Here is a 25,908-nt window from a genome sequence, read left to right on the forward strand (position 1 = left end):
TTTAACGCGCCAGCGTCGCTTGCGCGGCGGCGGGGGTGTTGATCGCGGCGGGAGCGGCAGTGGGCGCCTGCAGGGTGAAGGTGGCCGGACGGGTGTTCACCTTGGCGCCGGGCATGGCGGCCTGAAGATTGGTGATGACCACGCGGTCCTTGGGGGCAAGGCCCGAACGGATCACGCGCAGCCCGCGCACCACCGGACCCAGCGTGACGGGCTTTGCCGCCAGCGTCCCGTCGGGGCCGACCACCAGCACGGTCTTGCGCGCCTGATCGGACTGGATCGCCTCGTCGGGAACCAAGAGCGCCTGCACCGTGCCGCCATGGCTCAGCCGCATCGCGCCGAACATGCCCGGCGTCAGGAAGAGGCCGGGGTTGGCGAGCACCGCGCGGCCCCGGATCGTGCCCGAATGCGGGTCGAGGCTGTTGTCGGTGAAGTCCAGTTGGCCCTGATGGCGGTAATCGGCCTCGTCCTGCAGCTTGATTTCGACCTTGGTGCTGGTGTTGCCCGATGCGCGATCGCGCTGGGCTTTCAGGTAAAGCGCTTCGGAGGAATCGAAGGTGAAATAGATCGGATCGAGCGCGTTGATCGTGGTCAGCAGCGTGGCATTGGCCCCTTCGCCCGCGGCCACCAGATTGCCGACATCGACGCGTCGGTCGGAAATGCGGCCTGCGATGGGGGCGCGGACCTGGGTGAATTCCATGTCCAGCGCGCGGGCCTGTTGGCGCGCCTGCGCGGCGGCCAAGGCGGCCTGTGCGGCCTGAAGGCGGGCCTTGAGGCCATCCAATTCGCCCGCCGAAATCGCCTCATCGCCTGACAGGCGCGATGCGCGGGCCAGATCGTTGCGGGCCAGCGCCAGCGTGCTGCGCGCCGAGGCGACATTGGCCGCAGCCTCGGCCAGAGCGGCGCGATAGGGGCGTTGGTCGATGGTGAAGAGCAATTGGCCCTTCTGCACGATGTCGCCGTCGCGGAAATGGCGCGCGGTGATCTGGCCGCCCACGCGCGGGCGGATTTCGACGCTCTGGCTGGGGGCGAAGCGGCCCACGTAATCATCCCATTGCGTCACAGGGGCGACCATCGGCGTGGCCACGCCCAGCGTCGGGATGGGCATGGCGGGCGCGGTGGCGGCATCGTGATGCATCGCGCGCCAGCCAAAGCCGCCCGCCAGCGCAAGGGCCAGCGTGACCCAGGTGATGCGGCGCGTGAGGGGGGATCGGCCGGTGTCGGGTGCCGTGTCGCGCTGAATATCGCGCTCATAGGCATTGTCGAGGTGAGAGGTCAGCATGTCCATTGGATCGGCTCCGGGCAGGCAGGAAAAACGCGCAAGGGACGGCTGCGCCGCGCGCCGGGGGCACGCCAACAAACCTTCCCCGGCGCGCCGGGTAGAAACAGATGGCGGGCGTGAAGCCCGCGCAGGGATGGGATAAAACCGGCCCCGTCCGCGACGCGCGGGGGGGTGGGGGGATTGCGCCCCGGACGGGAACCGGTCTGGGCAAACGGCGTTTGGGGTAAACGCCGCGCCTGAGGTCGGACGCGCTGTTCAGGCGCCCGTTGAAAGGGACGAACCGGGCAGGAACGGACGGTCCTGCACTTGGTGGACGGGGGGGGTAGTCGGCCCGTGCCCTTTCAATACCAAGCGGTATAAAATAGGACGGGCCGGGCGTCAACCGGATTTTTATACCGACCGGTATTTTTAATTCATCCCGTTGGAAACAAGCAGATTTTTCTTAACGCCCCGGCCAGATTGCTAGAGTCGTCGTCACCAGCCGTTCCAGCTCGGCCGGGGTGGCGCCCGAGCGGGCCTGCACCGTCATGCCCTGAAGGATCGCGGTCAGATAGTGGGCCATGGCGGCCGGATCGACGCCTTCGGGGAAATCGCCCTCGTCACGGGCGCGTTCGAAACGCTCGATGATCGCGCGGTCGGTGGCCAGACGCAGCGAGGTGATCTCGTCGCGGATCGAGTCGGCGTAATTGGTGCAGGCCACCGCGCTTACCACGCTGAGGCATCCGCGCGGGTCATTGCCGGTCTGCATCGCCAGCGATCCGCGCAGGAAAGCCTCGGCCACGCCCTTGGCCGTGGGCGCGGTCAGGCCCGCACGCACATAGGCCAGCTTTTCCTTTTCATACAGGTCAAGCGCCTTGCGAAACAGGGCTTCCTTATTGCCGAAACAGGCGTAAAGGCTGGGCTTGGTGATGCCCATCGCCTCGGTCAATTCCGTCATCGAGGCGCCTTCATAGCCCCGCTCCCAAAACACCTTGAGCGCGGCGGTCAGCGCGGCATCGGGACAGAACTGTCGCGGGCGGCCCCGATGGGTGGAATTGGGCGCCACGATGGTGTCAGGATCGAATTTCATACCACGCAGTATATAAGAGTTTTGTAACATGGTCCATAGCGCTTGCCGCGATCTGTCGCAGGAATCCTGACAATCGGCCGCTTTGCTGCGGTGCAGCATTGCTCTTGCGCGGATGCCATCTTTCTGGGAAACTTCACGAATCGCGTGAGGAGAACCGGTTATGACGGTGATCATCGACCCAACGCCCGGCCCGGCCGCGCCCGGTGGCAAAAGCGCCATTCTGCCCGCGCGGCCCGAGGCCATACGCCTTGATCCGGCCACAACCGCCGTGGTCGTCATCGACATGCAGAACGCCTATGCCTCGCCGGGCGGCTATGTCGACCTGGCCGGGTTTGACATTGCCGGGGCGGCAGGCGTCATCGGCCGCGTCGCACAGGTGCTGGACACCGCGCGCGGGGCCGGGGTTCAGGTGGTCTTTCTGCAAAACGGCTGGGATGCCGATTATGTCGAGGCGGGCGGACCGGGATCGCCCAACTGGCATAAATCCAATGCTTTGAAGACCATGCGCGCAAGGCCCGAATGGCAGGGCAAGCTGCTGGCGCGCGGGGGCTGGGATTATGAGCTGGTCGATGGGTTAACGCCCCAGCCCGGCGACATTCGCGTTCACAAGACACGCTACAGCGCCTTTTTCAACTCGCAGCTCGACAGCGTGCTGCGTTCGCGCGGGATCAAAACCATCGTCTTTGTCGGCATCGCCAGCAATGTCTGCGTCGAGTCGACCCTGCGCGATGCGTTCCATCTGGAATATTTCAGCGTGATGCTGGAGGATGCCACCCATCATCTGGGCCCCGATTTCGTCCATCAGGCCACGATCTACAATGTCGAGAAATTCTTCGGCTGGGTCAGCACGGTGAATGATTTCTGCGGCAGCTTGGGGCAATTGCCCAAGGGAGGGGAATGATGCCTTTCGAACCGATCAATCCGCCGCAATTTCCCGCCCCCATCGCGCCCTATTCCGCAGGCGCGAAGGCGGGCAACACAGTCTATGTCTCGGGCGTGCTGGCGCTGGGCGAAGGGGGCGCGGTGCTGCATGTGGGCGATGCGGCGGCCCAGACGCACCACGTTCTGGAGGTGATAAAGATCACGCTGGAGGCGGCAGGCGCCACGATGGCGGATGTGGCGATGAACCATATCTTTTTGAAAGACCTGAAGGATTATGCCGCCTTCAATCAGGTTTATGCGCAGTATTTCCCCGGCGACAAGCCTGCGCGCTATTGCATCCGGGCCGATCTGGTCAAACCGGATTGTCTGGTGGAAATTGCCAGCGTGGCGCATATCGGCTGATGCCGGGCGGGGCGGACCTTTATTATGAAGAACACGGGCGCGCCGATGCTCCGCCGCTGATTTTGTCAAGCGGGTTGGGCGGTTCGGCGGCCTATTGGCGGCCGAATCTGGCCGCGCTCTCCCGCCATTTCCGCGTGATCGCCTATGACCATCGCGGCACGGGGCGCAGCGACAGGACCTTGCCCGCGCAGGTGACGCTGGCCGATCTGGGCGCGGATATGCTGGCGCTGATGGACAGGCTGGGGATCGCGCGGGCCGCGATCATGGGCCATGCCATCGGCGGGATGGCGGCGCTGGAGGCCGCCCGCGCCGCGCCCGAAAGGGTCGAGCGGATCGTCGTCATCAACGGTTGGGCGCGGCTCGATCCGCAGACGGCGCGCTGTTTCGATGTGCGCCTGGCGCTGTTGCGCCATGCCGGCGCGCGGGCCTATCTGGAGGCCCAGCCCCTGTTCCTCTTCCCGCCCGACTGGCTGAGCGAGCATGATGCGGCCCTGCGTGAGGAGAGCGAGCATCATCTGGCCCATTGGCCGGGCGATGCGGCAATGGAAAAGCGCATCGCGGCGGCGCGCAGCTTTGATGCCAAGCCATGGCTGTATCACATCGCCTCGCCGGTCCTGGCCATCAGCGCGGCCGACGATCTGCTGGTGCCGTGGCGCAGTTCGCAGGCTCTCGTCGAGGGGCTGCCCCACGCCGTCCATCGCCATTTCGATTGGGGCGGCCACGCGCTCAATGTCACCGCACATGATCGGTTCAACCGCGAGATCCTCGACTGGCTGACCAGCAGGACCGCGCCTGTCGGGAGCTAGCCCTATGCAAGTCGGCGTCTTCGTGCCCATCAACAACAATGGCTGGCTGATCAGCGAGAATGCCCCGCAGTACCACCCCAGCTTCGACCTCAACAAACAGATCGCGCAGAGCGCCGAGAAATATGGGCTGGATTTCCTGCTCTCGATGATCAAGTTGCGCGGGTTTGGCGGCAAGACGCAGTTTTGGGAATATGGGCTGGAGAGCTTCACGCTGATGGCTGGGTTGGCGGCGGTCACGGAAAAGATCAAGATCTACGCCACCTGTCCCACGCTGATCATCCCGCCCGCCTTTGCCGCGCGCATGTGCAGCACCATCGATTCCATCAGCCATGGCCGCTTCGGCCTCAACCTGATCACCGGGTGGCAGCCGCCCGAATATACCCAGATGGGGGTGTGGCCGGGCGACGAGCATTTCCGCAACCGCTATCAGATGCTGGATGAATATGCCCATATCCTGCGCGAATTGTGGGCGACCGGCGTGTCCGATTTCAAGGGCGACTATTACCGGATGGAGGACTGCCGCGTCCTGCCCCGGCCGCAGGGAGACATGAAGATCATCTGCGCCGGGTCATCGGATGCGGGTCTGGCCTTCTCGGCCAAATGGGCGGACTATGCCTTTTGTCTGGGCAAAGGCGTCAACACGCCCACCGCCTTTTCCTTCAACAATGACCGGTTGGCCAAGGCGTTGGAGGCAACCGGGCGCGATGTTCAGGTCTTTGTGCTGGTGATGGTGATCGCCGCCGAGACGGATGAAGAAGCGATGGCCAAGTGGAAGAGCTATAATGATGGCGTGGACCTTGAGGCCATCGCCTGGCTGGCCGAACAGGGGGCCAAGGACAAGGTCAACACCGACACCAATGTCCGCCAACTGGCCGCCCCCGAAGGCGCGGTCAATATCAATATGGGCACGCTGGTCGGTTCTTATGCCAGCGTGGCGCGGATGCTGGATGACATGGCGCAGGTGCCCAATACGGGCGGGGTGCTGCTGACATTCGATGATTTTGTCGAGGGGGTGGAGGCTTTCGGCACGCGAATCCAGCCGCTGATGGAAAGCCGGAAATAGGGCTGCAACACGCCAGATCGGATATGGATCCCGGCAAAATCACCTTTTTCCGAGCGTCGCCACCCGGCGCTTCACCGCGGCCATCAGCTCGGGCAGGCTGGACACCTGCTCGACCCCATAGCGCGCGCCGGTAATGTCCACATTGCCCTTGCGCCAATATCCGGGCGGGCAAAGCACGATCAGCTTGCCGCCCCGCGCATGGAGGCCCATTTCCAGCAGGCTGATCGGGCTTTGCGATCCGGGCGAGAAATAGAGGACGATGACATCGGCGCTTTCCAGCGCGCCCAGTTCCCATTCGACCTGACGGCGAAATTCCGGCTCGTCGGCCTCCGGACGCCATTTGGGGTTCCAGTCGGGGCGGCGGGGGTTGAGGATCACCACATCGTCGGCGGCCAGCGCCTCGATCATGCCCTTTTGCCAGTCGGGCGCGTTGCCCATGTCGATGCTGCCGCCCAAAAAGACGCGGGGGCGGTCATGCGTGACGGGCAAGGCCTCCGGAGACGTGACGACCGTCGAGGTCTGGGCATGGGCGAGGGGAGCGCCCGGAAGTGAGGCGCCAACAAGCAGGGCGCCAAGGAGCGGGGAGGTGGCCGGAAGCAGTCGCATGCCCCCCGCGATAGGGGCGAAGCGCGCCGCGATCAACGGCGGCCTGCGCGAGGGGGGCGGCGCGGTGGTCTATGGCGTCGCGCTCATCTGCTCCAGCCGGTAATAGAGCTGGGCGCGGGTGATGCCCAGCAGGCGGGCGGCGCGGGCCTTGTTGCCCCCGCTGCGCTCGAGCGCCTGTTCGATCATCCGCCTTTCGTTGCGGGCCAGATCGAGGTCATCGCCGCCCGCGACCTTGGTTCCGCTTTCCACCCGGCCCCCTGCGCGCACCCGGAAGGGCAGGGGGCCCAGCGCTTCGCCCCCGGCAAAGATATGGTGCAGGCGCAAAGGTTCGCCGTCGCGCGCCATGATGACGCCGCGTTCGATGACATTTTCCAGCTCGCGGATATTGCCGGGCCAGGCATAGCCCAGCATGGCCGCCACCGCATCGCCCTCAAAGCCGGTGACGGCCTTGCCGTAGCGCGCGCTGTAGCGTTCGAGGAAATATTCCATCAGCAAAGGCAGGTCGGCCCGCCTTTCGCGCAGCGGCGGGATGCGGATGGGAAAGACATTGAGGCGGTAGAACAGGTCGGCGCGAAAGGTGCCCGCCTCGACTGCGGCACGCAGATCGACATTGGTGGCCGCCACCAGCCGCACATCGGCCCGGTGCATCCGCACCCCGCCCACGCGCTCGAACTCGCCCTCCTGAATTGCGCGCAGCAATTTACCCTGCGCGGCGAGAGACAGGGTGGCGATTTCGTCGAGGAAAAGCGTGCCGCCCTCGGCCCGCTCAAAGCGGCCCGCGCGGGCGGCATGGGCGCCGGTAAAGGCCCCCTTTTCCACCCCGAACAATTCGGCCTCCAGCAGGCTTTCCGGGATAGCCGCGCAATTGACCGCGACAAAGGGCTTGTCCGCACGCCGCCCCATCGCGTGCAGGTTGCGCGCGAAAATCTCCTTGCCCACCCCGCTTTCGCCCAGAAACAACACCACCGCATCGGTGTCGGCCACATGGTGCAGCATGTCGAAGGCCACGTTGAACCCGGCCGAAGCGCCCACGATCCGCCGCTCATCGCCCCCGCGCGCCGATGAGCGCGCCCGTTCGATCTGGTTGATCGCCTCGCCGCGCATGAAGCGCAGGTCCTCCTCGCCCTCTTCCCATTCCTCGGCGGGCAGGCCCCGGACGCGGCAATGCGGGTGGCCCATGGCGATGCATTCCACCTCGCGGAACAGGATCGGGCGGCCAAGGAACACGCTGGCATAGCCGCTGGCATAACCGGCCAGCGACCAGCCCGCAGGATAGGCCCCGCGCCCGGTCGTTTCCAGATGCGCCCCGCATTCCGACGAGCCGTGCCAGAGATATTCGGCCGAAAACGCGCCCTTTTCGACATCGAAATCAACATGCAGCGCCTCGGATCGGACCATGCCTTCGAGCATGTGGAGTTCGGGGCCGACGGCGAACATGTCATCGATCGTGGCATGGGGGCGCAGGCGGGCCGCGCTCTCCGCGTCCAGCGCGCCCGAGTGATAGCCCTGCCGGGTAAAGATCGCGCGGGCCTGTTCCAGCCCCAGCGCGTCGATCACCTCGCGCCGCAATAACGCAAAGGCGCGGGCATGGAGCAGCATCATCCGCTTGCCCGCCAGCCAGATATGGCCCTGCGCGGGGTCGAAATGGAGATGGGAGAAGAGATCCTGCGGCATGGGGCGGCCTTTGATGGGAGAGGAGTGTAGGATATTCTACAGTCGGGGAAAAGGGAACGTCTGAAATTATGCATGTTTTCAGCCGGCATCTCACGGCGATCTGACGCGGTTTGAAAAGATAATCGACGTAAAAACAAAGAACTATCAAAATTCTGTTCACCATTTCCGCGCTTGGCACAGGCTTTGCGATGATCCCACCAGGCCGCGCGACAGCGGCCGTGACAAGGGAGAGAGCCACCATGCCGGACCATCACGCGCACCCTTGTTGCACCCATCGTCGCACCCGCCCCCAACGGCTGCATCAAGGAGACATCACACCTATGGACCCTGCCTTTTCCCATCTGACGCGGCGGACCTTCCTCTCCGCCAGCGCGCTGGCGACGCTGGCCACCGCCGTTCCGGCCGCCGCCGCCGAATGGACGCGCATCGCCCCGGTCGCGCTGGCCAGCCATGCCGGGGCGCTGCCCGCGGGCTGGAGCGGGCAGGCCATCCTGCTCAAGGGCTCCTATCTGGCCCGCCTGTCGCAGATCCGCGCGGCCATCGCCCGCCATGGCGCGGCCCATCTGACGCCCTTTCTCGATGCCGACGATGCGGTGCTGCTCGACATTGCCCGCCACGATGCCGTGGGCGCCCCCCTTGCCGGACAGGAGTGACCTGCCATGAAATTTCGTTCTCTTGCCCTTGTCGCCCTGTTGTCGCTGGGCGCCGCGCCCGCTGTCCATGCCTCGCCCGACGGGGTGTGGCGCGGTTCGAATGAAGCGTGGGAAAAGGTCTGCGCGCGCTGCCATCTCTCGGGCGTCGGCCCGGAGCTGCGCGGGCGCCAATTGCCGCCCGAATATATCAAGCAGGTCGTGCGCCACGGCTTTCTGGCCATGCCCGCCTTTCCCCATGGTGCGATTGACGACGCCACGCTTGATGGTGTGGCGCTCTATGTCTCCAAATCGCGCCTGAACGCGCCCGCCAAGCCCGCCGCCCCGGCCAAAAAGCTCTGAAATTTCCGGAGATCCTGACATGACCGCTCAAAAAACCGCTCCTGCCGCTGCCTCTGGCCCGGCGGCCCCTGCCATCCTGCCCCCCGGCGTCAGCGCGGCCGACTTCGCCGGTGCGATCCGCGAATTCATCGCCATCCTTGGCGCGGAAAATGTGCTGACCGATGCCGACCATCTGGCGCCCTATACCAAGGTGATGGTGGCCGAGAGCGAGGATCTGCACCGTCCCGCCGCCGTCATCATGGCCCGCACCGTCGAACAGGTGCAAAAGATCATGGCCGTGTGCAACCGCGTGCGCGTACCGATCTGGCCGATCTCGACCGGGCGCAACTTCGGCTATGGCTCGGCCGCGCCGCAAAGCGCGGGTCAGGTCATTCTCGACCTGCGCCACATGAACCGCATCCTTGAGGTCGATCCGGTCCTGTGCACTGCGCTGGTCGAACCGGGCGTGACCTATCAGCAGCTCAAGGACTATCTGGTCGAGAACAACATTCCGCTCTGGCTGTCCTGTCCTGCGCCTTCGGCCATTGCCGGGCCTTTGGGCAATACGGTCGATCGCGGCGTGGGCTATACCCCCTATGGCGAGCATTTCATGATGCAATGCGGGATGGAGGTTGTGCTGGCCGATGGTCAGGTGCTGCGCACCGGCATGGGCGGGGTGCAAAACACCAACGCATGGCAGGTCTTCAAATGGGGCTACGGGCCTTATCTCGACGGCATCTTTACCCAGTCGAACTATGGCGTCGTCACCAAGATGGGCATGTGGCTGATGCCTCAGCCGCCGGTCTATAAGCCTTTCTCGATCCGCTATGACAAGGATGAGGACATCCATGACATCGTGGAAACCTTGCGCCCGCTGCGCATTGCGGGCGTCATCCCCAATGCGATGGTTTTCGCCAATGTGATGTGGGAAGCGGCCGCCATCATGCCGCGCAGCAAATATTACCAGGGCACCGGCACCACGCCCGACCATGTGCTGGAGGAGATCAAGGCCAAGGAAGGCATTGGCGCGTGGAACGTTTATGCCGCGCTCTATGGCACCAAGGAGCAGGTCGAGGTCAACTGGAACATCATCACCGGGGCGATCAAGGCCAGCGGCAAGGGCCGGATCATCACCGAGGAGGAAGCGGGCGAGACCGAACCCTTCAAATATCGCGCGAAACTGATGCGCGGCGACATGACGCTTCAGGAATTCGGCCTCTATCGCTGGCGCGGCGGCGGCGGTTCGATGTGGTTTGCCCCCGTGACCGTTGCCAAGGGTTCGGAAACCAAGGACCAGACCGAGCTGGCCAAGAAGATCCTTGGCGAATTCGGGCTGGATTATGTGGCCGAATATATCGTCGGCATGCGCGACATGCATCACATCATCGACGTGCTGTTCGACCGCTCGAACCCTGAGGAAATGGAGCGCGCCCATGCCTGTTTCGCCAAGCTGCTGAGCGAATTCGGCAAGCGCGGCTATGCGGTCTATCGCGTCAACACCGCCTTTATGGACCAGACCGCCGATCTCTACGGCCCGGTCAAGCGCCATGTCGATCAGGCTCTGAAGCGCGCTCTGGACCCCAATGGCATCATCGCGCCGGGCAAATCGGGCATCCGCATCTGAGGCGTGCAGCCTCCAAAAGGATAATTGCATGACGAAACAGATTTTCCGGGCCGCCTTTGCGGCGGCCCTGCTTTTTGGCGCGCCTGTGCTGGGCGCAAATTCGGCGCAGGCCGCTGGCGACCCGGCGCGCGGCAAGGCCGCGTTTCAGGCCCAATGCGCGATCTGCCACGCCACGGTTCCGGGCAAGACGCTGGTCGGCCCCAGCCTTGCGGGTCTGGCGAGCCGCGTTGCGGGCAAGGGGGCGGGCTTTGCCTATTCCCCCGCGCTGGCCAAGGCCGGGTTCAAATGGGATGTCGCCCATCTTGACCGGTGGCTGACCGGGCCTGCCAAATTGGTGCCGGGCAATAAGATGCCCTATGCGGGCATGGCCAATCCGGCCCAGCGCGCCGATGTCGTGGCCTATCTGGGCACGCTGAAATGAGCGGCCCGCTCGATGTCGCCCTGCTGATCGGGGGCGAGGACAGAGCGGCGAGCGACGGCGCCACGTTTGAGCGCCATGGCCCGTTGGGCGACGGCGTGGCCAGTCGCGCGGCGGCGGCCACGGTGGCGGACGCGGATGCCGCCGCTGCGGCTGCGGGCGCGGCTTTGCCTGCATGGGCTGCGCTGGGGCCGAATGCCCGCCGCCGCCTGCTGCTGGACGCCGCCGATGCGATGGAGGCGCGCGCCGTTGACTTCATCGCCTGCATGGCGGCGGAAACCGGGGCTTCGGCGGGCTGGGCGGGGTTCAACGTCCATCTGGGCGCGGGGCTGCTGCGAGAGGCCGCTGCGCTGACCACGCAGGTCAAGGGCGAGACGATCCCCTCGGACCGGCCCGGTTGCCATGCGATGACGGTGCGCCGCCCGGCCGGTGTGGTGCTGGGCATTGCGCCGTGGAATGCGCCGGTGATCCTGGGCGTGCGCGCCATTGCCACGCCGCTGGCCTGCGGCAATACGGTGGTGCTCAAAGCCTCCGAGCAATGCCCGGCCACCCATCGCCTGATCGGGGCGGTGCTGCGCGATGCCGGTTTTCCGGCGGGCGTGGTCAATGTCATCACCAATGCGCCCAAGGATGCAGGCGCGGTGGTGGCGGCGCTGGTCCGGCACCCGGCGGTGCGGCGGATCAATTTCACCGGATCGACCCATGTGGGCCGGATCATCGCCACGCTGGCGGCGCAGGAGTTGAAGCCCTGCCTGCTGGAACTGGGCGGCAAGGCGCCGATGGTGGTGCTGGACGACGCCGATCTGGATGCGGCGGTCGCGGCGGCGGGTTTCGGCGCCTATATGAACAGCGGCCAGATCTGCATGTCGACCGAGCGGATCATCCTTGAACAGCCGATTGCCGCCGCTTTCGTCGCGCGTTTCCGTGAAAGGGTGGCGGGCCTTGTCGCCGGCGATCCGCGCCGGGAGAACGCGCCGCTCGGCTCGGTGGTGGATGAGGCCACCGCCGATCGCATCCGCCATCTGGTGGCCGATGCGGTGGACAAGGGCGCGGCGGTCTATGGCGACTGGCTGCGCCCCGGCACGCTGATGCCCGCGATCCTGCTCGACGGCGTGACGCCCGACATGCGGATCTATGCCGAGGAAAGCTTTGGCCCCGTCACCACGATCCTGCGCGCCGCCGATGAGGAGGAGGCGGTGCGGATCGCCAATGACACCGAATATGGCCTGACCTCGGCGGTGTTCAGCCAGAATATCGCGCGGGCCTTGCGCGTGGCCGAAAGGATCGAGGCGGGCATGGTGCATATCAACGGCGCCACCGTCCATGACGAGGCCCAGATGCCTTTCGGCGGCACCAAATCCTCCGGCTATGGCCGCTTTGGCGGCGAGGCGGGGATTGCCGAATTCACCGAGCTGAAATGGATCACCATCGACACGCAAACGCCGCATTGGCCGATCTGAACTACGGGCCGGGCGCGGCAAAAGACGCCCGGCCATTTTTATAAAAACAGGGAGATATGAGGATGTTGCGCAAGTTTGCTCTGTTGTGCTGCGCGCTGTTCGCCGCGCCCGCCGCCATCACCCCGGCCCATGCAACGGAAAGCGGCGGCGGGGTCTATCCGCTGGGTGCGGAAGGGGCGCTGGGCGGGGCCTTGCCGCCGCCGGGGGTCTATTATCTGGGCTATCTTCAGAATTACGAGGCCAACCGTTTCAACGATGGCAAGGGCGACAAGGGCCTGCTGCCCGATTTCCACGTCGATGCGCAGGCCGCCGTCACGCGCTTTGTCTGGGTGACGGATCGCAAGGTGCTGGGCGCGGATTTCGCCATGCATATGGTCGCCCCGCTGGTGGCCGCGCAGGTCCGCGTGGGCGGCGTGCAGGGGCAGCAGACCGGCTTTACCGATGTCACCATCGACCCGTTCATTCTGGGCTGGCATTTTAAGAACGGGCTGCATGTCATCACCGGGATCGACGTGAACGTGCCCATCGGCCGCTATGACCGCACCAATCCGGCCACGGTCAGCCGCCATTACTGGAATGTCGAACCGATCATTGCGCTGGCCTATACCGGGCGCAAGGGGTTGCAGGTCGATGTCAAAACCATGTTCGACATCAATTTTGCCAATCCCGATGCCCAGATCAACGGATTGAACCCCACCGGCGCGCGCTATCGTTCGGGCAATGAGTTTCACCTCGAATATGCCGTGACGCAGGCGATTGCGCCGCGCGCCAGCCTTGGCGTTTCGGGCTATTACTATGTCCAGACCTCGTCCGACCGGGTGAACGATGCCTCGGCCCAGCGGGTGCTTGATGCTCTGGACGGCTTTAAGGGCGAGGCGGTGGCCGCCGGGCCCACGCTGCGCGTGGGGCTGGGCAAGGCGCAATTGATCGGCACGTGGCAGCATGAATTTACCGCCCGCTATCGTCCGCAGGGCGACAAGCTCTGGCTCAAGCTGATCCTGCCTGTGGGCCATTAACAGGTCCGTCGGTTCTTGGCCCCTTGCCAGCGGGCCGGGGGCGGGGCCATTTGTCGTCTGGTGTTAACATGACGTGGGCAATAAGGCGCGCCGATGCGGCACCGGCCCGCGCAACAGGACACCAGCCCGATGAACACCCCCAACCCGGCCCAGATCGCCGCCCTGTTCGATGTCGATCTGATCGGCCTCATCACCAGCTTCATCTGCCTGCTGACGGCCTTTGTGCTGGGCACGCTGATCGGGCTGGAGAGGCAATGGCGCCAGCGCACGGCGGGCTTGCGCACCAATGTGCTGGTGGCGGTGGGGGCGGCGGCCTTTGCCGATCTGGGGTTGCGCGTGGCAGGCGTCGACGGCGGGGTCCGGGTGATCTCCTATGTCGTCTCAGGGATAGGCTTTCTGGGCGCGGGCGTGATCATGAAGGAGGGCACCCACGTGCGCGGCCTCAACACGGCGGCCACGCTCTGGGCCAGCGCGGCGGTGGGCAGTTTTGCGGGCGCGCGCAAACCGGCCGAGGCGGTGCTGGTGGCGATGTTTGTGCTGGCGGGCAACACGCTGCTGCGCCCGCTGGTCGATGCGGTCAACCGCCGCCCGATGGATCCCGGCGAGACCGAGGCGCTTTACCGCGTCCATGTCGTCTGCCCGGCGGGCGGGGTCTCGGAGGCGCGCGACCTGTTGTTCGAGGAACTGGAAACCCACCATTACCCGATCCGCGAGATGGAAACGCTGGCCGATGGCGAGGTGCATGTCGAACTGGCCGCGATTTTGGTGCCGACCACGGCCAATCCGGCCGATCTGGACGCGATCACCGCCCATATCGCCCGCCATGAGGGCATCATCAGCGCCACCTGGACCGTCAGCGCCACCAACTGATGTGGCCTTTGGCGGCGGGGCGGCCTAGGATGCACCCATGCCTTTTGCCTTGCCCACCCGCAATCGCCTCGCCCTGGCCCAGACCGTCCGCGTCATGGCCGCCTGCCTTGCCACCTATTGGCTGACCGGATTGCTGGGGCTCAAGCAGGGCTATTGGGCGATTTTCACGGTGCTGATCGTCATGCAGGGCTCGCTCGGCGCGACGGCGACGGCGGCCTTTGACCGGCTGCTCGCAACGATTGCCGGGGCGGTGCTGGGCGGGGCGGTGGTGATGGCAACGCCGCGCGATCCCGTGGCGGTGGGGGCCTCGCTGATCGTCATGTCGGGGGTGCTGACCTTTGCCGCTGTGCGCCAGCCCCGGCTGCGCGGCGCGGCGCTGACCTCGGCCATCGTACTGTTGACGCGCTCGCCCGATATTCCCGTGGGGATCTTCGTCATCGACCGGATCATCGAGATCACGCTGGGCGGGGCGATCGGCGTGATGGCGAGCCGGTTCATCCTGCCGGTGCGCTCACGCGGGGCGATGATCGCGCGTTTTTGCGAGATCCTGAGCACGATGGCGCAATTGCTGAACGCCCAGGCCGATGCGGTCGCACGCGGCGAGGCGCTGATCTCGGCCGAGGCCAATATCGCCCTGCGCCAGTCGCTGGTGGCGACCGAGGCGGTCTTGAACGATGCACGGCGCGAAAGGGCGATGGGGCTGGTGCGCGAGGATGTGTCCGATGCCATCCCGCGCACGCTCTGGCGCATCCGCAACGGCATTGCCCAGATCAGCCAGATTCTGCGTACGCCGTTTCCGCCCACCGCGATGGCGATTGTCGGCCCGGCGGTTGAGGGGATGCTGCGCGCCCATGCGCAATCGGCGCAGGATGCGGCATCGGCTCTGTCGGATGGCGCGGCGCCGGTGCAAGATTCCGAGGCCGCCGAGATTTTCGAGCGGGCCTTTGTCACCCTGCAACATTCCGACGAGGCGCGAGCGATTCCGTTTGATGAAATGGGGCGGGTGTTCGGCATGGCCTTTACCCTGCGGCGGATGCAGCAGGATTTCCACGATTTGGGCGAGCGGGTCGCGGAGTGCCGGTAGTATCCGCGCGGCCCGAGGCCCGGATGGACAAATTTCGCTTGGGGGTGGGCAAAGAGGATTAGCTGGCGCGCCGGACATACTCTACTTTATAAATAGACATTATCCCCATGCGCGGAGACCATCATGCCCTCCCATCCCGAACTTCCTTTGGTGCTGACGCTGCCCGGCCTCGGCAATTCCGGTCCCGGCCATTGGCAGACCCGCTGGGAAGAGATCCATCCCAATTGTCGGCGGATCGAACTGGGCCTGTGGGACCGGCCCCATCGCAATGCATGGGTCAATCAGCTCAGCATTGCCCTGCGCCGCGAAACGGCGCCGGTCCTGCTGGCCGCGCACAGTCTGGGATGCCATGCGGTGACGGCATGGGCGGCCATGGAGCCGGATGCGGCCTCGCTGGTGGCCGGGGCCTTGCTGGTCGCGCCGCCGGAGGTCGATTTCTTTCCGCTCGACCCCCGCGTCAGCGCCTTTTCGCCCACCGCTTCGGTGCCTCTGCCGTTTCCCGCGTTGCTGGTGGCCAGTCGCAACGACCCCTATTGCGGGCAACCGGCGGCGCGGGTTCTGGCGCGCATGTGGCGGGCGCAATTCCTCGATGCGGGGGCGCTGGGCCATATCAATGCCGAAAGCGGGCTGGGCGATTGGGATGAGGGCTGGCGGTTGCTGAGCCAACTGGCCGATGGCCGCCCCGCGCCGGTTGCGGGCGCGCAGGCGACCGCAACCGCACGGTGAACCCCTATTTGGCGCAGGACGGGTCCGGCTTGCCCGCCCATTCCACCGCCTGCGTCAGCATCCGGCGGTAATTGGCATCGGCAAAGCTGGAGGGCGGATGGCCGATGGCGGAATAGAAGGCCCGGCCCCGGCCCACGCAATGTTTCCACGCGATGGGATGGTCGGCCCCCATCCGCAGATTGGCGGGCGGATCATAGCTGGCCTCGTCCAGCGTCGCCAGCACGCGCACGCCCTTCTGGCGCGGATTGGCGCGGAAGGAATACCATTCGTCGGTCATCGTGAATTGCGCCGGAAGGCCGCGCGTCACCGGGTCCTGCCCTTCGATGCGCAGCGTGGCCGGGCGGAATTGCGGATTGGCCGGATGGCCGAGGAATGCCGCGGCCACCAGATCGTCGGTGTACCAGTCCCAGAACGTGGCCGGATCGCCCGCTGCGCCATGCACGCCGACAAAGCCCCCGCCATGCTCGATCCAGTCCTTGAGCGCGCGGCGCTGGGTCAGGGTCAGCGCATCGCCGCTGATATTGTTCCACACGACCAGATCATAGCGCGCCAGCACCTCAGGCCGGATCGCGCCGCCCTTGTCGGTCACCTGCATCGACCAGCCGTTTTCCTGCGCCAGCCCCTGCAGCGCCTCACGCGCGGCGCCCACCGATTTGGCGTCGAGGAAGCCGTTGATCTTTTCAAACACCAGCACATGCAGCCCCTTGCCCGTGGGGCGCGGATCGGCTGGCTCGTTGTCATAGCGCGCGCATCGGGCGATCCGGTCGGCGGGCGTGACCGGCAATGCCCGCAGCCGCGCGTCCAGTCTGGCCAGCAGGGCGGGGTCCTTGGGCGGCCCGGCCTGACCGCCGGAAAATACGCCGCGCAGGGTAACGATGGCGCTGAAGGTGGGGGCCTTGGTGCCGGTCAGAAAGGGGGTGAGTCCGGTAAAGCTCTCGCCCAGTTCCTCGGCCGCAACCGCCTTGGCCGCCGGATTGATCAGGACGTCGATAAGAGGGCTGTCGATCGAATAGGGCGTGCGCGCCATCGGGCAATCGGTGACGGCATCGGCGGCAAAAGCAGGTGTTGCCATGATCGGCAGGGCGATGCCCGCGCCCATCACCCCGATCAGCAGCTTTGCCATTCTTATCATGCTCATATTCGGGCCCTCTCCTTATGGATTTGGCCGCATCATGCTCTGATTGCGCTACCATTGCCACAGGAGATTGCACGCAGCCCCGCCGAGGTGCGGCATTGCGGGAAAAGAAACATTCGAAGAGCGCCCCGCCCCGCTGGACATTGCCCGGGATAGGGCGATATAGCGCCCGCCAATTCCCGATTGGCAGGAGCATAAGAGATCATGCTGTTGCGCAAGCATTAAGACCGCCGGACACCAAGCTTTCATGCCCACTATCAGCCTGATTATCCCTGCCTTCAACGAAGAAGATTATCTGCCCGCATGCCTTGATGCGGTCATGCGGAATGTGGCGGGCAAGGCCTTCGAGATCATCGTCGTCGACAACAACAGCACCGACGGCACGAAACAGGTGGTCGAGCGTTATCCGGGCGTGACCTATGTGTTCGAGGCGGAAAAGGGCATCACCCGCGCCCGCCAATGCGGTTTCAAGGCGGCCAAGGGCGATATTCTGGCCTATGTCGATGCCGATACCCTGCCGCCCGCCGGCTGGGTCGAACAGATCATCGAGCAGTTCGACAAGAACCCCAAGCTGGCCTGCCTGTCCGGCCCCTACAGCTTTTATGATGTCAGCGGGTTGCGCAATGCGATCTCGAACGCGTGGTTCGTGGCCGCGCGTCCGCTTTACAATTTCACCGGCTATATGCTGGTGGGCGGCAATTTCGCCATCCGGCGCGAGGCGCTGACCAAAATGGGCGGATTTGACGCCACGATCGAATTTTACGGCGAGGACGTGGACATCGCCAAGCGCGCCAAGAAGCAGGGCAAGGTCCTCTTCTCGCCGCGCTTTGTCATGCCCACATCGGGCCGCCGCATGGCGCGTCAGGGTTTTGCCAAAACCGCCGCGATCTATTTCATCAATTATTTCTCGATCGCCTTTCGTGGCAAGCCCGCCACCAAGAGCTATCTGGACATTCGCTGAGGCGACAGTCCATCCCCCGGAATGCTGACCGCCGCCCCTGCCGGTGGGCGGCCCTCTTTATGATGACAGGAAATCGCGTGACCAAGGCAATCAAACTGACGCTGACCGAGGACGAGGCCGAAATCATCGTCGATGCACTGGAAGCCGACATGGAAGGCTATCTGGAATCGGCCAAGGAAGCGCGCGGCAATGCCAACCGCGAGGACGTCAAGACCTTCAGCGAGGCGGCCGAGCGCATTGGTGCGCTGCTCAACAAGGTCCGCGCGCTGCTCGATTGAGCGTGACCGGCGCCCGCGATGAACCGCGCAGGCCAGACTGACGCGCCCGATGGCACCGCGCTGGCCGCGCTGTGCATGGCGGGCGCGCAGGTGTCGGTCAATGTCGGCGCGGCGCTGGGCAAGACGCTGTTTGCCAGCGTCGGGCCAGAGGGCGTGGCGGCGCTGCGCACCTCGATTGCGGCCATCCTGCTGCTGGCGATCGCGCGGCCATGGCGCGCCATGCCTGCGCGCAGGCACATGGGCTGGCTGGTGCTTTACGGGTTGACGCTGGGCAGCATGAACTTGCTGATCTATGCCGCCTTTGCGCGCATCCCCATCGGCATTGCGGTGGCCATCGAGATTTGCGGGCCGCTCGGCGTCGTGCTGGCCACAAGCCGGTCCTTGCGCGATTTTCTGTGGTTGGGGCTGGCGATCGGCGGCTTGCTGCTGCTGGCGCCATGGCCGGGTGCCGGCGTGCGGCTCGATCCTGCGGGCATCGGTTTTGCGCTGACCGCCGCGCTGGCATGGGCGCTCTACATCCTGTTCGGCAAGCGCGCTGCGCAGGTCAAGGGCACCACGGCGGTGGCGCTGGGCATGACGATCGCCTGCTGCGTCACGCTGCCCTTCGGTCTGTCGGCGGCGGGCGGCCGCCTGCTTGATCCTTCGGTGCTGGGGCTGGGCATCGCGGTGGCGCTCTTGTCCAGCGCCTTGCCCTATGTGCTGGAAATGAAGGCGCTGGGCCGTTTGAGCGCGCGGGTCTTTGGCGTTTTGACCAGTGCGGCCCCTGCTGTTGCGGCTCTGGTCGGTTTCCTCATTCTGGGCGAGCGGTTGACCCCGGCCCAATGGCTGGCCGTCGCGCTGATGATCGTGGCCAGCGCGGGGGGATCGCTGGCAGGGCGGCGCGTCTGAGCGATTTCGGAAAATCAGGGCCACCACTGGTATTTTCCGAAATATCCGCCTGTCGGATAGAGTCACCTTGCAGGGCCGGGGCAATGTCCGCAATCTGAACCCATGACGGATCGCATTCAACCTCTCACCGCGCGCCAGGAACTGGCGCGTCACTGGCCCATCGTGCTGGCCGCCGCGCTGGGCGTGGGTTTTGGCACGATGGGCATCGGCTTTTATTCGCTGGGCCTGTTTGTCAAACCGCTTCAGGCCGAATTCGGGTGGAGCCGGGCGGCAGTGTCGGGCGCGGCCACGTTTCAGCAATTGGGCATTTTCCTCTCCGCCCCGCTGGTCGGGCGGCTGGCGGACCGGATCGGGCTGCGGCCGCTGGCCATTGGCTCCTATGTCGCCATGCCGCTGGCGCTGGTGGCGCTTTCGATGGCGGGGCCTTCGGTGTGGGGCTGGTATGGACTGTGGCTGCTGGTCTCGCTGGCCGGTTGCGGGACGACGCCGGCGGCATGGGCACGGATGGTCTCGATGCGTTTCGATGCCGCGCGCGGGCTGGCGCTGGGGCTGATGCTGGTGGGCACGGGGCTGGCCGCCGCGCTGGTGCCCGCGTTGCTGGGGCCGGTCTTTGCCCATGATGGCTGGCGCACGGCCACGCTGGTCATGGCCGGGGCCGCCGCGCTGGTGGGCATCCCGCTGGGCCTGATGCAAAGCCGCGAGGCGCCCGCGCCTGCCGCGCGCGCAAAGGGCGGGCATTTTGCCAACCGCGCAGGCGGCCACTTTGAGCGCAATCGGCCTGTGTTTATGCTGCTGGCCATTGCCTTTCTGGTGGGGGTGATCGTGGCGGGGCTGATCATCCATCTGGTGCCTTTGCTGGTGGACCGGGGGATGGATGCAGGCCTGGCGGCGAAAATGGCTGCCAGCATCGGGCTGGCGGTGATTGCGGCGCGGGTGATCGTGGGCTGGCTGTTTGACCGGTTCCATGCGCCCTATGTCGCGGCGGTGTTTCTGGCCATGCCGGTGGGTTCGTGCCTGCTTTTGGGGCTGGGCGGGCCGGTGCTGCCTGCCGCGCTGATGCTGGGGCTGGCAGCGGGGGCCGAGGTCGATATGCTGGCCTTTTTCACCAGCCGCTATGCCGCGATGAACAATTACGGCGCGACCTATGGCGTGATCCTCGGCACGTTCAGCCTTGGCGCGGCGCTGGGTCCGATGCTGGTGGGGGCCAGCGTGGACGCGACCGGCGGTTATGGCGCGGCGCTGGCCGGATCGGGGCTGGGGCTGGGGTTGGTGGTGGTGCTGATCGCCTGTCTAGGGCCGTATCGCAGCGGAGAATAATCGCCTCTCTCCGCCTGTCGGATGCCGCTTTTGCGCTGACGCAAAGGGGCGCGCGGCGCGTTGGGCCAGTCTGGGCTCCTGTTTCAAGGGAGGCCAAAGATGCTGGAGCGCGAACATATCGAATTTGTCCAGGCCCAGATGCTGCCATGGCTGCGCATCGGGCCCGGCCTTGCGCGGCCCGATGCCGAAATCAAACTGCTCAGCCGCGATGAGGGCGACGGGGCCTGCTCGGTCCTGCTGCGCTTTCCGCCGGGGTGGAGCAGGGAGGGGCCGGAACATCTGCTGGCCGATGAGGAATTCTATGTTCTGGAAGGCCAGATCGAGCTGAACGGGCAGAAATACCCACAGGATACCTATGCCTTCCTGCCTGCGGGATGGACGCGGGAAACGACCTCGACGCGAACGGGCTGCGTGTTGATCGCCTTTTACAGCGCCGATCCCAAGCTGGTGCCCTGTGCAGGAGACGGCAGCGCCGAACAATCGCCCCGCGCGGTGCCCTTTCTGGATGTGGCGGCCATGCCGTGGGACATGAGCCTGAACGATCCCAAGCTCAAACATCTGGGCATCAGCCGCAAGGATCTGCGCCGCGATCCCGAAACCGGAGAGCGTACTTTCCTCTCGCTGATCCTGCCGCAGGCGATCCCGCAGGGCAACAAGGGGCCGCAGGAGATGCATCCGGTGGTCGAGGAGAGCTATCTCATCGCCGGATCACTGACCGGGCCGCAGGGAACGATGTATCCGGGCGCCTATTTCTGGCGCCCGCCCCATATCGCCCATGGTCCCTATGGCGCGCGCTGGGGCAGCGTTAGCCTGATGCGCTTTGTCGGCGGCGCGCATGTCAACATCTGGACCGAGGCGGAGGCCGGCTTTGATTTTGCCGCGCCCTATCGGCCGGACCTGCCGCCGCGTCTGGCGCATCTGGCCGACATGCCCTTTACGCCGCCGGCCTGTTATTGATCGAAACGGCGGTATTTGCCCAGCAGGAGGAAGCTGGCCGCCGAAACAACCAGCACCACCGATGAAATGGACAGGATCGCCTGAAAATTGCCGGTGGTGTCATGGTTATGGCCAAACACCATCGGCGAGAACCCGGCCCCGGCCGCGAAACAGACGTAGAGCAGGCCATAAATGGCGGCATAGCGCTTCAGACCGAAATAGCGGGCCACGAAAAACGCCACCAGATCGTATTCGATGCCCAGCGCAAAACCCAGCGTAAAGGTGGCAAGCCGGGCATGGCCGACATCAAGCATCCCGCTGCCCATATACCACAGGCTGAATGCGGGCAGCGAAAGGATGACAAAACCCACCAGCGGCGCCCAGATGCGATCCAGCAGCCAGCCCCCGACCAGACGCCCGGTGATCGAGGCAAGACCAAACAGCGGAGTGACGGTCAAGGCCTGCTGGGCGCTCAGGCCGCCATCCTTGAGGATCAGCTCGAGATTGGGCACCGGGCCGCCCATGGCAAAGGAAATCGGAACAAGTGCCGCCGCAATCAGCCAGAAACGCCAGTCGCGCAACGCCTCGCCCGTGGTCAGGCCGGGGCGCTCGACGGGCACATGGTGGCCATCGGGCAGGCTGATTTCCTCTTCGCGAAACAGGAAAAAGGCGGCGGGAAAGGCCATCAGGACAGGCAGCAGCCCAACGGCCACAAAACCCGCCCGCCAGCCGTAGGCCGCCAGAACCGTGCCCAGAAAAGGCTTGCCGAAAATGCCGAACAGGCCGGTGCCGGTCATGGCAAGACCCAGCGCCAGCCCCTTGGCCTTGTCAAAACCGCGATTGACCGCGCGGGTAAAGGTTATCGGCAAGGTGGCCGCGCCCACAAGGCCGATGACCAGCCATGTCAGATAGAACTGGACCAGCGAGCCATTGAGCAGCGAGAGCGACATGAAGGCCAGCCCCCAAAGGGGAATCGCCACCAGAATGATCCGCCGCGCGCCGATCTTTTCCGCCCATGCGCCATAGGACGGGCCGGCCCACAGCGACATCAGCGTGATGATCGACATGGCCGCCATGATCTGGCCCACCGACCAGCCGAATTCGCGCACCAGATAAGGGGCGAACAAGCCCATGGAATAGGTCGGCAGCGCCGCCATGCCCAGACCGATGCCCAGCATGGAGGCCAGAATGACGCCCCATCCGCGCGAAAACTCTTCGCTTGCCGTAAGGGGTTGTGGGGACATATCGCTCATACTGCCTCGGCGCTTTCAGGTTAAGCCGTCAGTTGGCGCAGCAGCGCGGCCCTGCGGCAACGGGCCGAACCGGGCACTCCGCTCTGCGGATATTTCGCCCTGTAGAGCGGGCATCGCGACGCACCATGGGCAGTCTGGGGCCTCGATTGGGAGAAAAGCATGCGCCGCGCTTATGTCGATGGGCCTTTCGGCCAGATCCACTATCAATATGCTGATCGCGAGCTGGCCGCCGGTGCCCGTCCGCTGGTGCTGCTCCATCAGGCGATCATGGCGGGCGGGCAGTTCGACAATGTCTTTGCCCCGCTGATTGCGCATGGTTTTGCGCCGATCGCCATCGACATGCCGGGTTTCGGCCTGTCGGATGCGCCGCCCCGACAGCCGGTGATTGCCGATTATGCGGGATGTGTGGCCCCGGTGCTGGATGCTCTGGGCGCGGCGCGGGCGGCGGTGGCGGGGCATCATACCGGCGCGCTGGTGGGCACCGAATTTGCGCTGGCGGCTCCCGATAGGGTCGAGGCGCTGGTGATCCATGGCGCAATGGTCCTGCCCGATGAAGAGCGCAAGGCGCTGGGCGATGATCTGGGCGCGCGCGAAAGGGCCTTTGCCGCAAGGGATGAGGCGGCCCATTTCGTTGAAGTGGCGGAAATTCGCCACCGCCTGGCGCAAGGGCGGATCGGGCCGGATCGTCTGACCGATTATGTGGTGCAGGCGATGCAGGCCTATCGGATGGGCGCCTATGCCTATGGCCACACCGCGGCCTTCGCCTATGACCACGCCGGGCCTTTGCGGCGATTGGCGCTGCCCGTGCTGCTCTTGTCGAACACGGGCGACATGACCCATCCATGGGCGCAGGCCGCGCGCGATTTGCGCCCCGATTTCGCCTATGCCGAGATTGCGGGCGGCGGCATCGACATTTGCGACGAGGATCCGCAAGGCTGGGCCGACGCCATCGCGCAATTCCTGAAATCGCTGTGATCCAGAGCGGACGGATCGCCTATCGCAACGGTGCGGGGCAGGAGACGGGGTATGAGACCTTCGACCTCATCGCCGCGCAGGGCCGCCGCCTGCTGCGCGCGCTCTGCGTGATGGAGGATATCGGCCTGATCCGTGAAGTCTCGATCGGCATGGATGATCATTTCCGGCCGCGCGACGGGCAATGCCGCATCTGGCAGGGCGGGGAGGAGAGCCTGATGCGTTTCGACATCGCGCCGGATCAGGCGCGATGCGGCAACGATATCCTGCCGCTGGCCGCGCCCTTGCCCTATCTGGGCCTGCATCCGCTTTCGGGCGATGCGCTGATCATCCATCAGCGCGGAACCGATGCGCCCGGCGACTATCGCTCGATCGCCGCCGTCACCAATTCCATCTCGCCCAATGGCGAGGAGGACCCGCATATGCAGGCGATGGAGATCGCGGTGGCCTATATCGGGCCGGGCGAGATCGACGTGGCGGCGGGGCGCTTTGCGGCATGGCATTACCGGCTGCGCTGGCGCGAGGATTGGCCGCCGGCGGATCTGTGGGTTCGCGCGGGCGACGGCTTGTTCCTGATGATGCGCTGGGCCATGGTTGAGGCATGGTTTGAACTGACGCACTGGCATGAGTCTCCGCAGGGCGGATAAGTCCGGCGGGGCCCACGCCTGCGCGCCTGCTTGCGCAACAATGCGGATGGGCGGGCCGGAGCAATCCGGTCATCGCCATCGTCCCCCAAGTTTTCAGGAAATGCCCGCGATGACCTCCCCCGCCGCCACTCTTCAGGCCGATCTGCATGACAAGGTGCCCACCGGCGTCGTGCTGCGCTATGGCATCGGCCAGTTGGGCGCGCAGGTGTTTCGCGATACGCCCGCCGTGCTGCTGCCTTTGTTCATGACCACGATGCTGGGGGTTCCCGCGTGGCTGGCGGGGCTGGTGGTGCTGGGGCCGAAATTGTGGCTGATCCTGTGCGATCCCTTGGTCGGGGCATGGTCGGACCGGGTCAAGGCGCTCTATGGCCGCACGCCTTTCCTGATCGGCGGGGCGCTGGGCACGGCGGCCTCGTTTGTCGCGCTGTTTGCCGCCACCAGTTTTTCCAGCCCCTATTGGGCGGCGGCCACGGTCTGCGCGCTGTTCTTCATCGGCTCCACGGCCTTCAGCATTTATTCGGTGCCCTATCTGGCGATTGCGGCCGAATTGTCGGGCGATCCGCATCAGCGCAACCGGATCATGGTGCTGCGTATGTTCTTTGCCACCTTTGGCGTGCTGATCGGGGTGGGCGTGGCGCAACCGATCATCGAGCATTTCGGCGGCGGCGCGGCGGGCTGGCATATGATGAGCTATGTGCTGGGCGCGATCTGTCTGGTTTCCATGCTGACCACGGCCAGCGGGCTGCGCCGGGTGCCGTTGATCATGGCGGGCGATGTGCCGGGCAATCTGTGGCAGCAACTGGCGCTGGTGCGTCAGAACAAGCCCTTCCTCGTGCTGCTGACCACCAGCTTTGTCTCGAATGTGGGGCAGGCCGCCTCCTATACGGTGATCGGCTTTGTGTTCCTCTATGCGCTGGAGGCGATCTGGCTGATCCCGATCTTCATCCTGTGCATGTCGGCGGCCAGTATTGCCGCCCAGCCGCTCTGGCTCTGGCTGCCGCGCCGCATCGGCAAGCCGCGCGCCTATGTCGTGGCCGCGATGGTCTGGGTCGCGGTGACGGTGACATGGTTGTGGGCCACGCCTGCCGATGATGTGATCACCCATCTGGGCGCGCAGGCGCTGGGCACACAGCATGTGCTGGTGCTGGTCCGCGCGGTGGTGATCGGCATGGTCAATGGCGGGTTTATTCTGCTGGCGCTTTCGATGATGACCGATACGGTCGATTATCAGCGCCGGTTGATGGGCGTGGCCAATGAGGGCGTGTTTGCCGGGCTGTTTTCCGCCTTTGAAAAGCTGGCCTTTGCCATGGGGCCGGTGATTGCGGGGCTGGTGATGAGCGCCTTTGGCTTTGTGTCCTCGACCGGCGGCGCGGCGGCGCAGACCCCTCATGCGATCACCGGGATCATCCTGCTCTACAGCGCGATTCCCGCCGCGATGCAGGGGTTGGCGCTGTTGGTGTTCAGCCGTTACCGCCTGCCTGAAATTGCCGGATAAGCCCTTGTCCTGCCGTGGCTTTTCACCGCGATGGCTCGCGTGTCCGCAGGGCGGCCAAAATCTGCTCGCCCAGCGG

The 25,908-nt window shown here is 65.3% G+C and carries 28 protein-coding genes; 22 read left to right on the forward strand and 6 right to left on the reverse strand.

The features are described from left to right. Window position 1: 1 nt before the first annotated feature. Both PQ457_RS16300 and PQ457_RS16305 read right to left on the reverse strand, forming a co-directional pair. On the reverse strand, window positions 2-1,285 hold the full coding sequence (locus PQ457_RS16300; protein WP_273619898.1) for an efflux RND transporter periplasmic adaptor subunit: 1,284 nt from the start codon (window positions 1,283-1,285) through the stop codon (window positions 2-4). Window positions 1,286-1,721: 436 nt separating this feature from the next. Continuing rightward, window positions 1,722-2,348 (reverse strand): TetR/AcrR family transcriptional regulator, encoded by a 627-nt coding sequence (locus PQ457_RS16305; RefSeq protein ID WP_273619899.1) that lies wholly within the window; start codon window positions 2,346-2,348, stop codon window positions 1,722-1,724. Between the two features lie 160 nt (window positions 2,349-2,508). On the opposite strand from PQ457_RS16305, the gene rutB reads away from it, so the two are divergent. The 4 genes from rutB to rutA are packed head-to-tail and all read left to right on the forward strand — an operon-like array spanning window position 2,509 to window position 5,501. Next, window positions 2,509-3,249 (forward strand): pyrimidine utilization protein B, encoded by a 741-nt coding sequence (rutB, locus tag PQ457_RS16310; protein ID WP_273619900.1) that lies wholly within the window; start codon window positions 2,509-2,511, stop codon window positions 3,247-3,249. After that, window positions 3,249-3,632 (forward strand): pyrimidine utilization protein C, encoded by a 384-nt coding sequence (rutC, locus tag PQ457_RS16315; RefSeq protein ID WP_273620386.1) that lies wholly within the window; start codon window positions 3,249-3,251, stop codon window positions 3,630-3,632. Before rutB ends, rutC begins: the two co-directional genes overlap by 1 nt. Continuing rightward, window positions 3,632-4,438, forward strand: coding sequence for a pyrimidine utilization protein D (gene rutD / locus PQ457_RS16320; RefSeq protein ID WP_273619901.1), 807 nt, complete (start codon window positions 3,632-3,634; stop codon window positions 4,436-4,438). The genes rutC and rutD overlap by 1 nt, the downstream gene beginning before the upstream one ends. 4 nt (window positions 4,439-4,442) lie before the next feature. After that, the gene (gene rutA / locus PQ457_RS16325; RefSeq protein ID WP_273619902.1) at window positions 4,443-5,501 is read left to right on the forward strand and encodes a pyrimidine utilization protein A; all 1,059 of its coding nucleotides are present in this window, start codon (window positions 4,443-4,445) and stop codon (window positions 5,499-5,501) included. A gap of 39 nt (window positions 5,502-5,540) precedes the next feature. Here the strand turns inward: rutA and PQ457_RS16330 are convergent, their stop codons facing one another. Next, window positions 5,541-5,990, reverse strand: a complete 450-nt coding sequence (locus PQ457_RS16330; protein WP_420541003.1) for a nucleoside 2-deoxyribosyltransferase domain-containing protein — start codon at window positions 5,988-5,990, stop codon at window positions 5,541-5,543. 97 nt (window positions 5,991-6,087) lie between these two features. On the opposite strand from PQ457_RS16330, the gene PQ457_RS16335 reads away from it, so the two are divergent. Next, on the forward strand, window positions 6,088-6,210 hold the full coding sequence (locus PQ457_RS16335) for a hypothetical protein (RefSeq protein WP_273620429.1): 123 nt from the start codon (window positions 6,088-6,090) through the stop codon (window positions 6,208-6,210). Here PQ457_RS16335 and PQ457_RS16340 read toward each other — a convergent pair. Continuing rightward, on the reverse strand, window positions 6,177-7,781 hold the full coding sequence (locus PQ457_RS16340; protein ID WP_273619904.1) for a sigma-54-dependent Fis family transcriptional regulator: 1,605 nt from the start codon (window positions 7,779-7,781) through the stop codon (window positions 6,177-6,179). The two genes, PQ457_RS16335 and PQ457_RS16340, sit on opposite strands and share 34 nt — an antisense overlap. Window positions 7,782-8,101: 320 nt before the next feature. Here PQ457_RS16340 and PQ457_RS16345 point away from each other — a divergent pair, with 320 nt between their 5' ends. From PQ457_RS16345 to PQ457_RS16385, 9 genes are all read left to right on the forward strand, one after another. Continuing rightward, window positions 8,102-8,434, forward strand: coding sequence for a hypothetical protein (locus PQ457_RS16345; RefSeq protein ID WP_273619905.1), 333 nt, complete (start codon window positions 8,102-8,104; stop codon window positions 8,432-8,434). A gap of 6 nt (window positions 8,435-8,440) precedes the next feature. After that, window positions 8,441-8,773, forward strand: coding sequence for a c-type cytochrome (locus PQ457_RS16350; protein ID WP_273619906.1), 333 nt, complete (start codon window positions 8,441-8,443; stop codon window positions 8,771-8,773). Between the two features lie 19 nt (window positions 8,774-8,792). After that, window positions 8,793-10,376, forward strand: a complete 1,584-nt coding sequence (locus tag PQ457_RS16355; RefSeq protein ID WP_273619907.1) for an FAD-binding oxidoreductase — start codon at window positions 8,793-8,795, stop codon at window positions 10,374-10,376. A gap of 28 nt (window positions 10,377-10,404) precedes the next feature. Beyond that, the gene (locus PQ457_RS16360) at window positions 10,405-10,797 is read left to right on the forward strand and encodes a c-type cytochrome (protein ID WP_273619908.1); all 393 of its coding nucleotides are present in this window, start codon (window positions 10,405-10,407) and stop codon (window positions 10,795-10,797) included. Continuing rightward, window positions 10,794-12,254, forward strand: a complete 1,461-nt coding sequence (locus tag PQ457_RS16365; protein ID WP_273619909.1) for an aldehyde dehydrogenase — start codon at window positions 10,794-10,796, stop codon at window positions 12,252-12,254. The genes PQ457_RS16360 and PQ457_RS16365 overlap by 4 nt, the downstream gene beginning before the upstream one ends. A gap of 62 nt (window positions 12,255-12,316) precedes the next feature. Next, window positions 12,317-13,270, forward strand: coding sequence for a SphA family protein (locus tag PQ457_RS16370; protein ID WP_273619910.1), 954 nt, complete (start codon window positions 12,317-12,319; stop codon window positions 13,268-13,270). Between the two features lie 129 nt (window positions 13,271-13,399). Next, window positions 13,400-14,140 (forward strand): MgtC/SapB family protein, encoded by a 741-nt coding sequence (locus tag PQ457_RS16375; RefSeq protein ID WP_420541010.1) that lies wholly within the window; start codon window positions 13,400-13,402, stop codon window positions 14,138-14,140. Between the two features lie 37 nt (window positions 14,141-14,177). Further along, window positions 14,178-15,224 carry an FUSC family protein gene (locus PQ457_RS16380; protein WP_273619912.1) on the forward strand — a complete coding sequence of 349 codons (1,047 nt, stop codon included), beginning with the start codon at window positions 14,178-14,180 and terminating at the stop codon, window positions 15,222-15,224. 123 nt (window positions 15,225-15,347) lie between these two features. Beyond that, window positions 15,348-15,950, forward strand: a complete 603-nt coding sequence (locus PQ457_RS16385; RefSeq protein WP_273619913.1) for an RBBP9/YdeN family alpha/beta hydrolase — start codon at window positions 15,348-15,350, stop codon at window positions 15,948-15,950. A 4-nt stretch (window positions 15,951-15,954) separates the two neighbouring features. Here the strand turns inward: PQ457_RS16385 and PQ457_RS16390 are convergent, their stop codons facing one another. Next, complete coding sequence (locus tag PQ457_RS16390; RefSeq protein ID WP_273619914.1) at window positions 15,955-17,088, reverse strand: ThuA domain-containing protein; 1,134 nt, start codon at window positions 17,086-17,088, stop codon at window positions 15,955-15,957. Between the two features lie 244 nt (window positions 17,089-17,332). Here PQ457_RS16390 and PQ457_RS16395 point away from each other — a divergent pair, with 244 nt between their 5' ends. The 5 genes from PQ457_RS16395 to PQ457_RS16415 all read left to right on the forward strand — a co-directional run bounded on the left by PQ457_RS16395 (window position 17,333) and on the right by PQ457_RS16415 (window position 21,486). Beyond that, window positions 17,333-18,046 (forward strand): glycosyltransferase family 2 protein, encoded by a 714-nt coding sequence (locus tag PQ457_RS16395; protein WP_273619915.1) that lies wholly within the window; start codon window positions 17,333-17,335, stop codon window positions 18,044-18,046. Between the two features lie 77 nt (window positions 18,047-18,123). Beyond that, window positions 18,124-18,324: a hypothetical protein gene (locus PQ457_RS16400; RefSeq protein WP_273619916.1), complete on the forward strand. Its 201-nt coding sequence runs from the start codon at window positions 18,124-18,126 to the stop codon at window positions 18,322-18,324. Between the two features lie 18 nt (window positions 18,325-18,342). Continuing rightward, complete coding sequence (locus PQ457_RS16405) at window positions 18,343-19,212, forward strand: EamA family transporter (protein ID WP_273619917.1); 870 nt, start codon at window positions 18,343-18,345, stop codon at window positions 19,210-19,212. Window positions 19,213-19,314: 102 nt separating this feature from the next. Further along, entirely contained in the window at window positions 19,315-20,529 is a 1,215-nt protein-coding gene (locus tag PQ457_RS16410) for an MFS transporter (RefSeq protein ID WP_273619918.1), read from the forward strand. Between the two features lie 99 nt (window positions 20,530-20,628). Further along, window positions 20,629-21,486, forward strand: coding sequence for a cupin domain-containing protein (locus PQ457_RS16415; protein WP_273619919.1), 858 nt, complete (start codon window positions 20,629-20,631; stop codon window positions 21,484-21,486). Here PQ457_RS16415 and PQ457_RS16420 read toward each other — a convergent pair. Beyond that, a complete protein-coding gene (locus PQ457_RS16420) occupies window positions 21,480-22,709 on the reverse strand; it encodes an MFS transporter (RefSeq protein WP_273619920.1) in 1,230 nt (409 codons plus the stop codon). The genes PQ457_RS16415 and PQ457_RS16420 overlap by 7 nt on opposite strands. Before the next feature lie 168 nt (window positions 22,710-22,877). Here PQ457_RS16420 and PQ457_RS16425 point away from each other — a divergent pair, with 168 nt between their 5' ends. The 3 genes from PQ457_RS16425 (at window position 22,878) to PQ457_RS16435 (ending at window position 25,832) form a co-directional block, all read left to right on the forward strand. Then, a complete protein-coding gene (locus tag PQ457_RS16425) occupies window positions 22,878-23,693 on the forward strand; it encodes an alpha/beta fold hydrolase (protein WP_273619921.1) in 816 nt (271 codons plus the stop codon). Then, window positions 23,690-24,337: a hypothetical protein gene (locus PQ457_RS16430; RefSeq protein WP_273619922.1), complete on the forward strand. Its 648-nt coding sequence runs from the start codon at window positions 23,690-23,692 to the stop codon at window positions 24,335-24,337. The genes PQ457_RS16425 and PQ457_RS16430 overlap by 4 nt, the downstream gene beginning before the upstream one ends. 109 nt (window positions 24,338-24,446) lie before the next feature. Then, complete coding sequence (locus tag PQ457_RS16435) at window positions 24,447-25,832, forward strand: MFS transporter (protein WP_273619923.1); 1,386 nt, start codon at window positions 24,447-24,449, stop codon at window positions 25,830-25,832. Window positions 25,833-25,908 lie beyond the last annotated feature (76 nt).

The organism is Novosphingobium humi (assembly GCF_028607105.1).
GTDB classification, from domain to species: domain Bacteria; phylum Pseudomonadota; class Alphaproteobacteria; order Sphingomonadales; family Sphingomonadaceae; genus Novosphingobium; species Novosphingobium humi.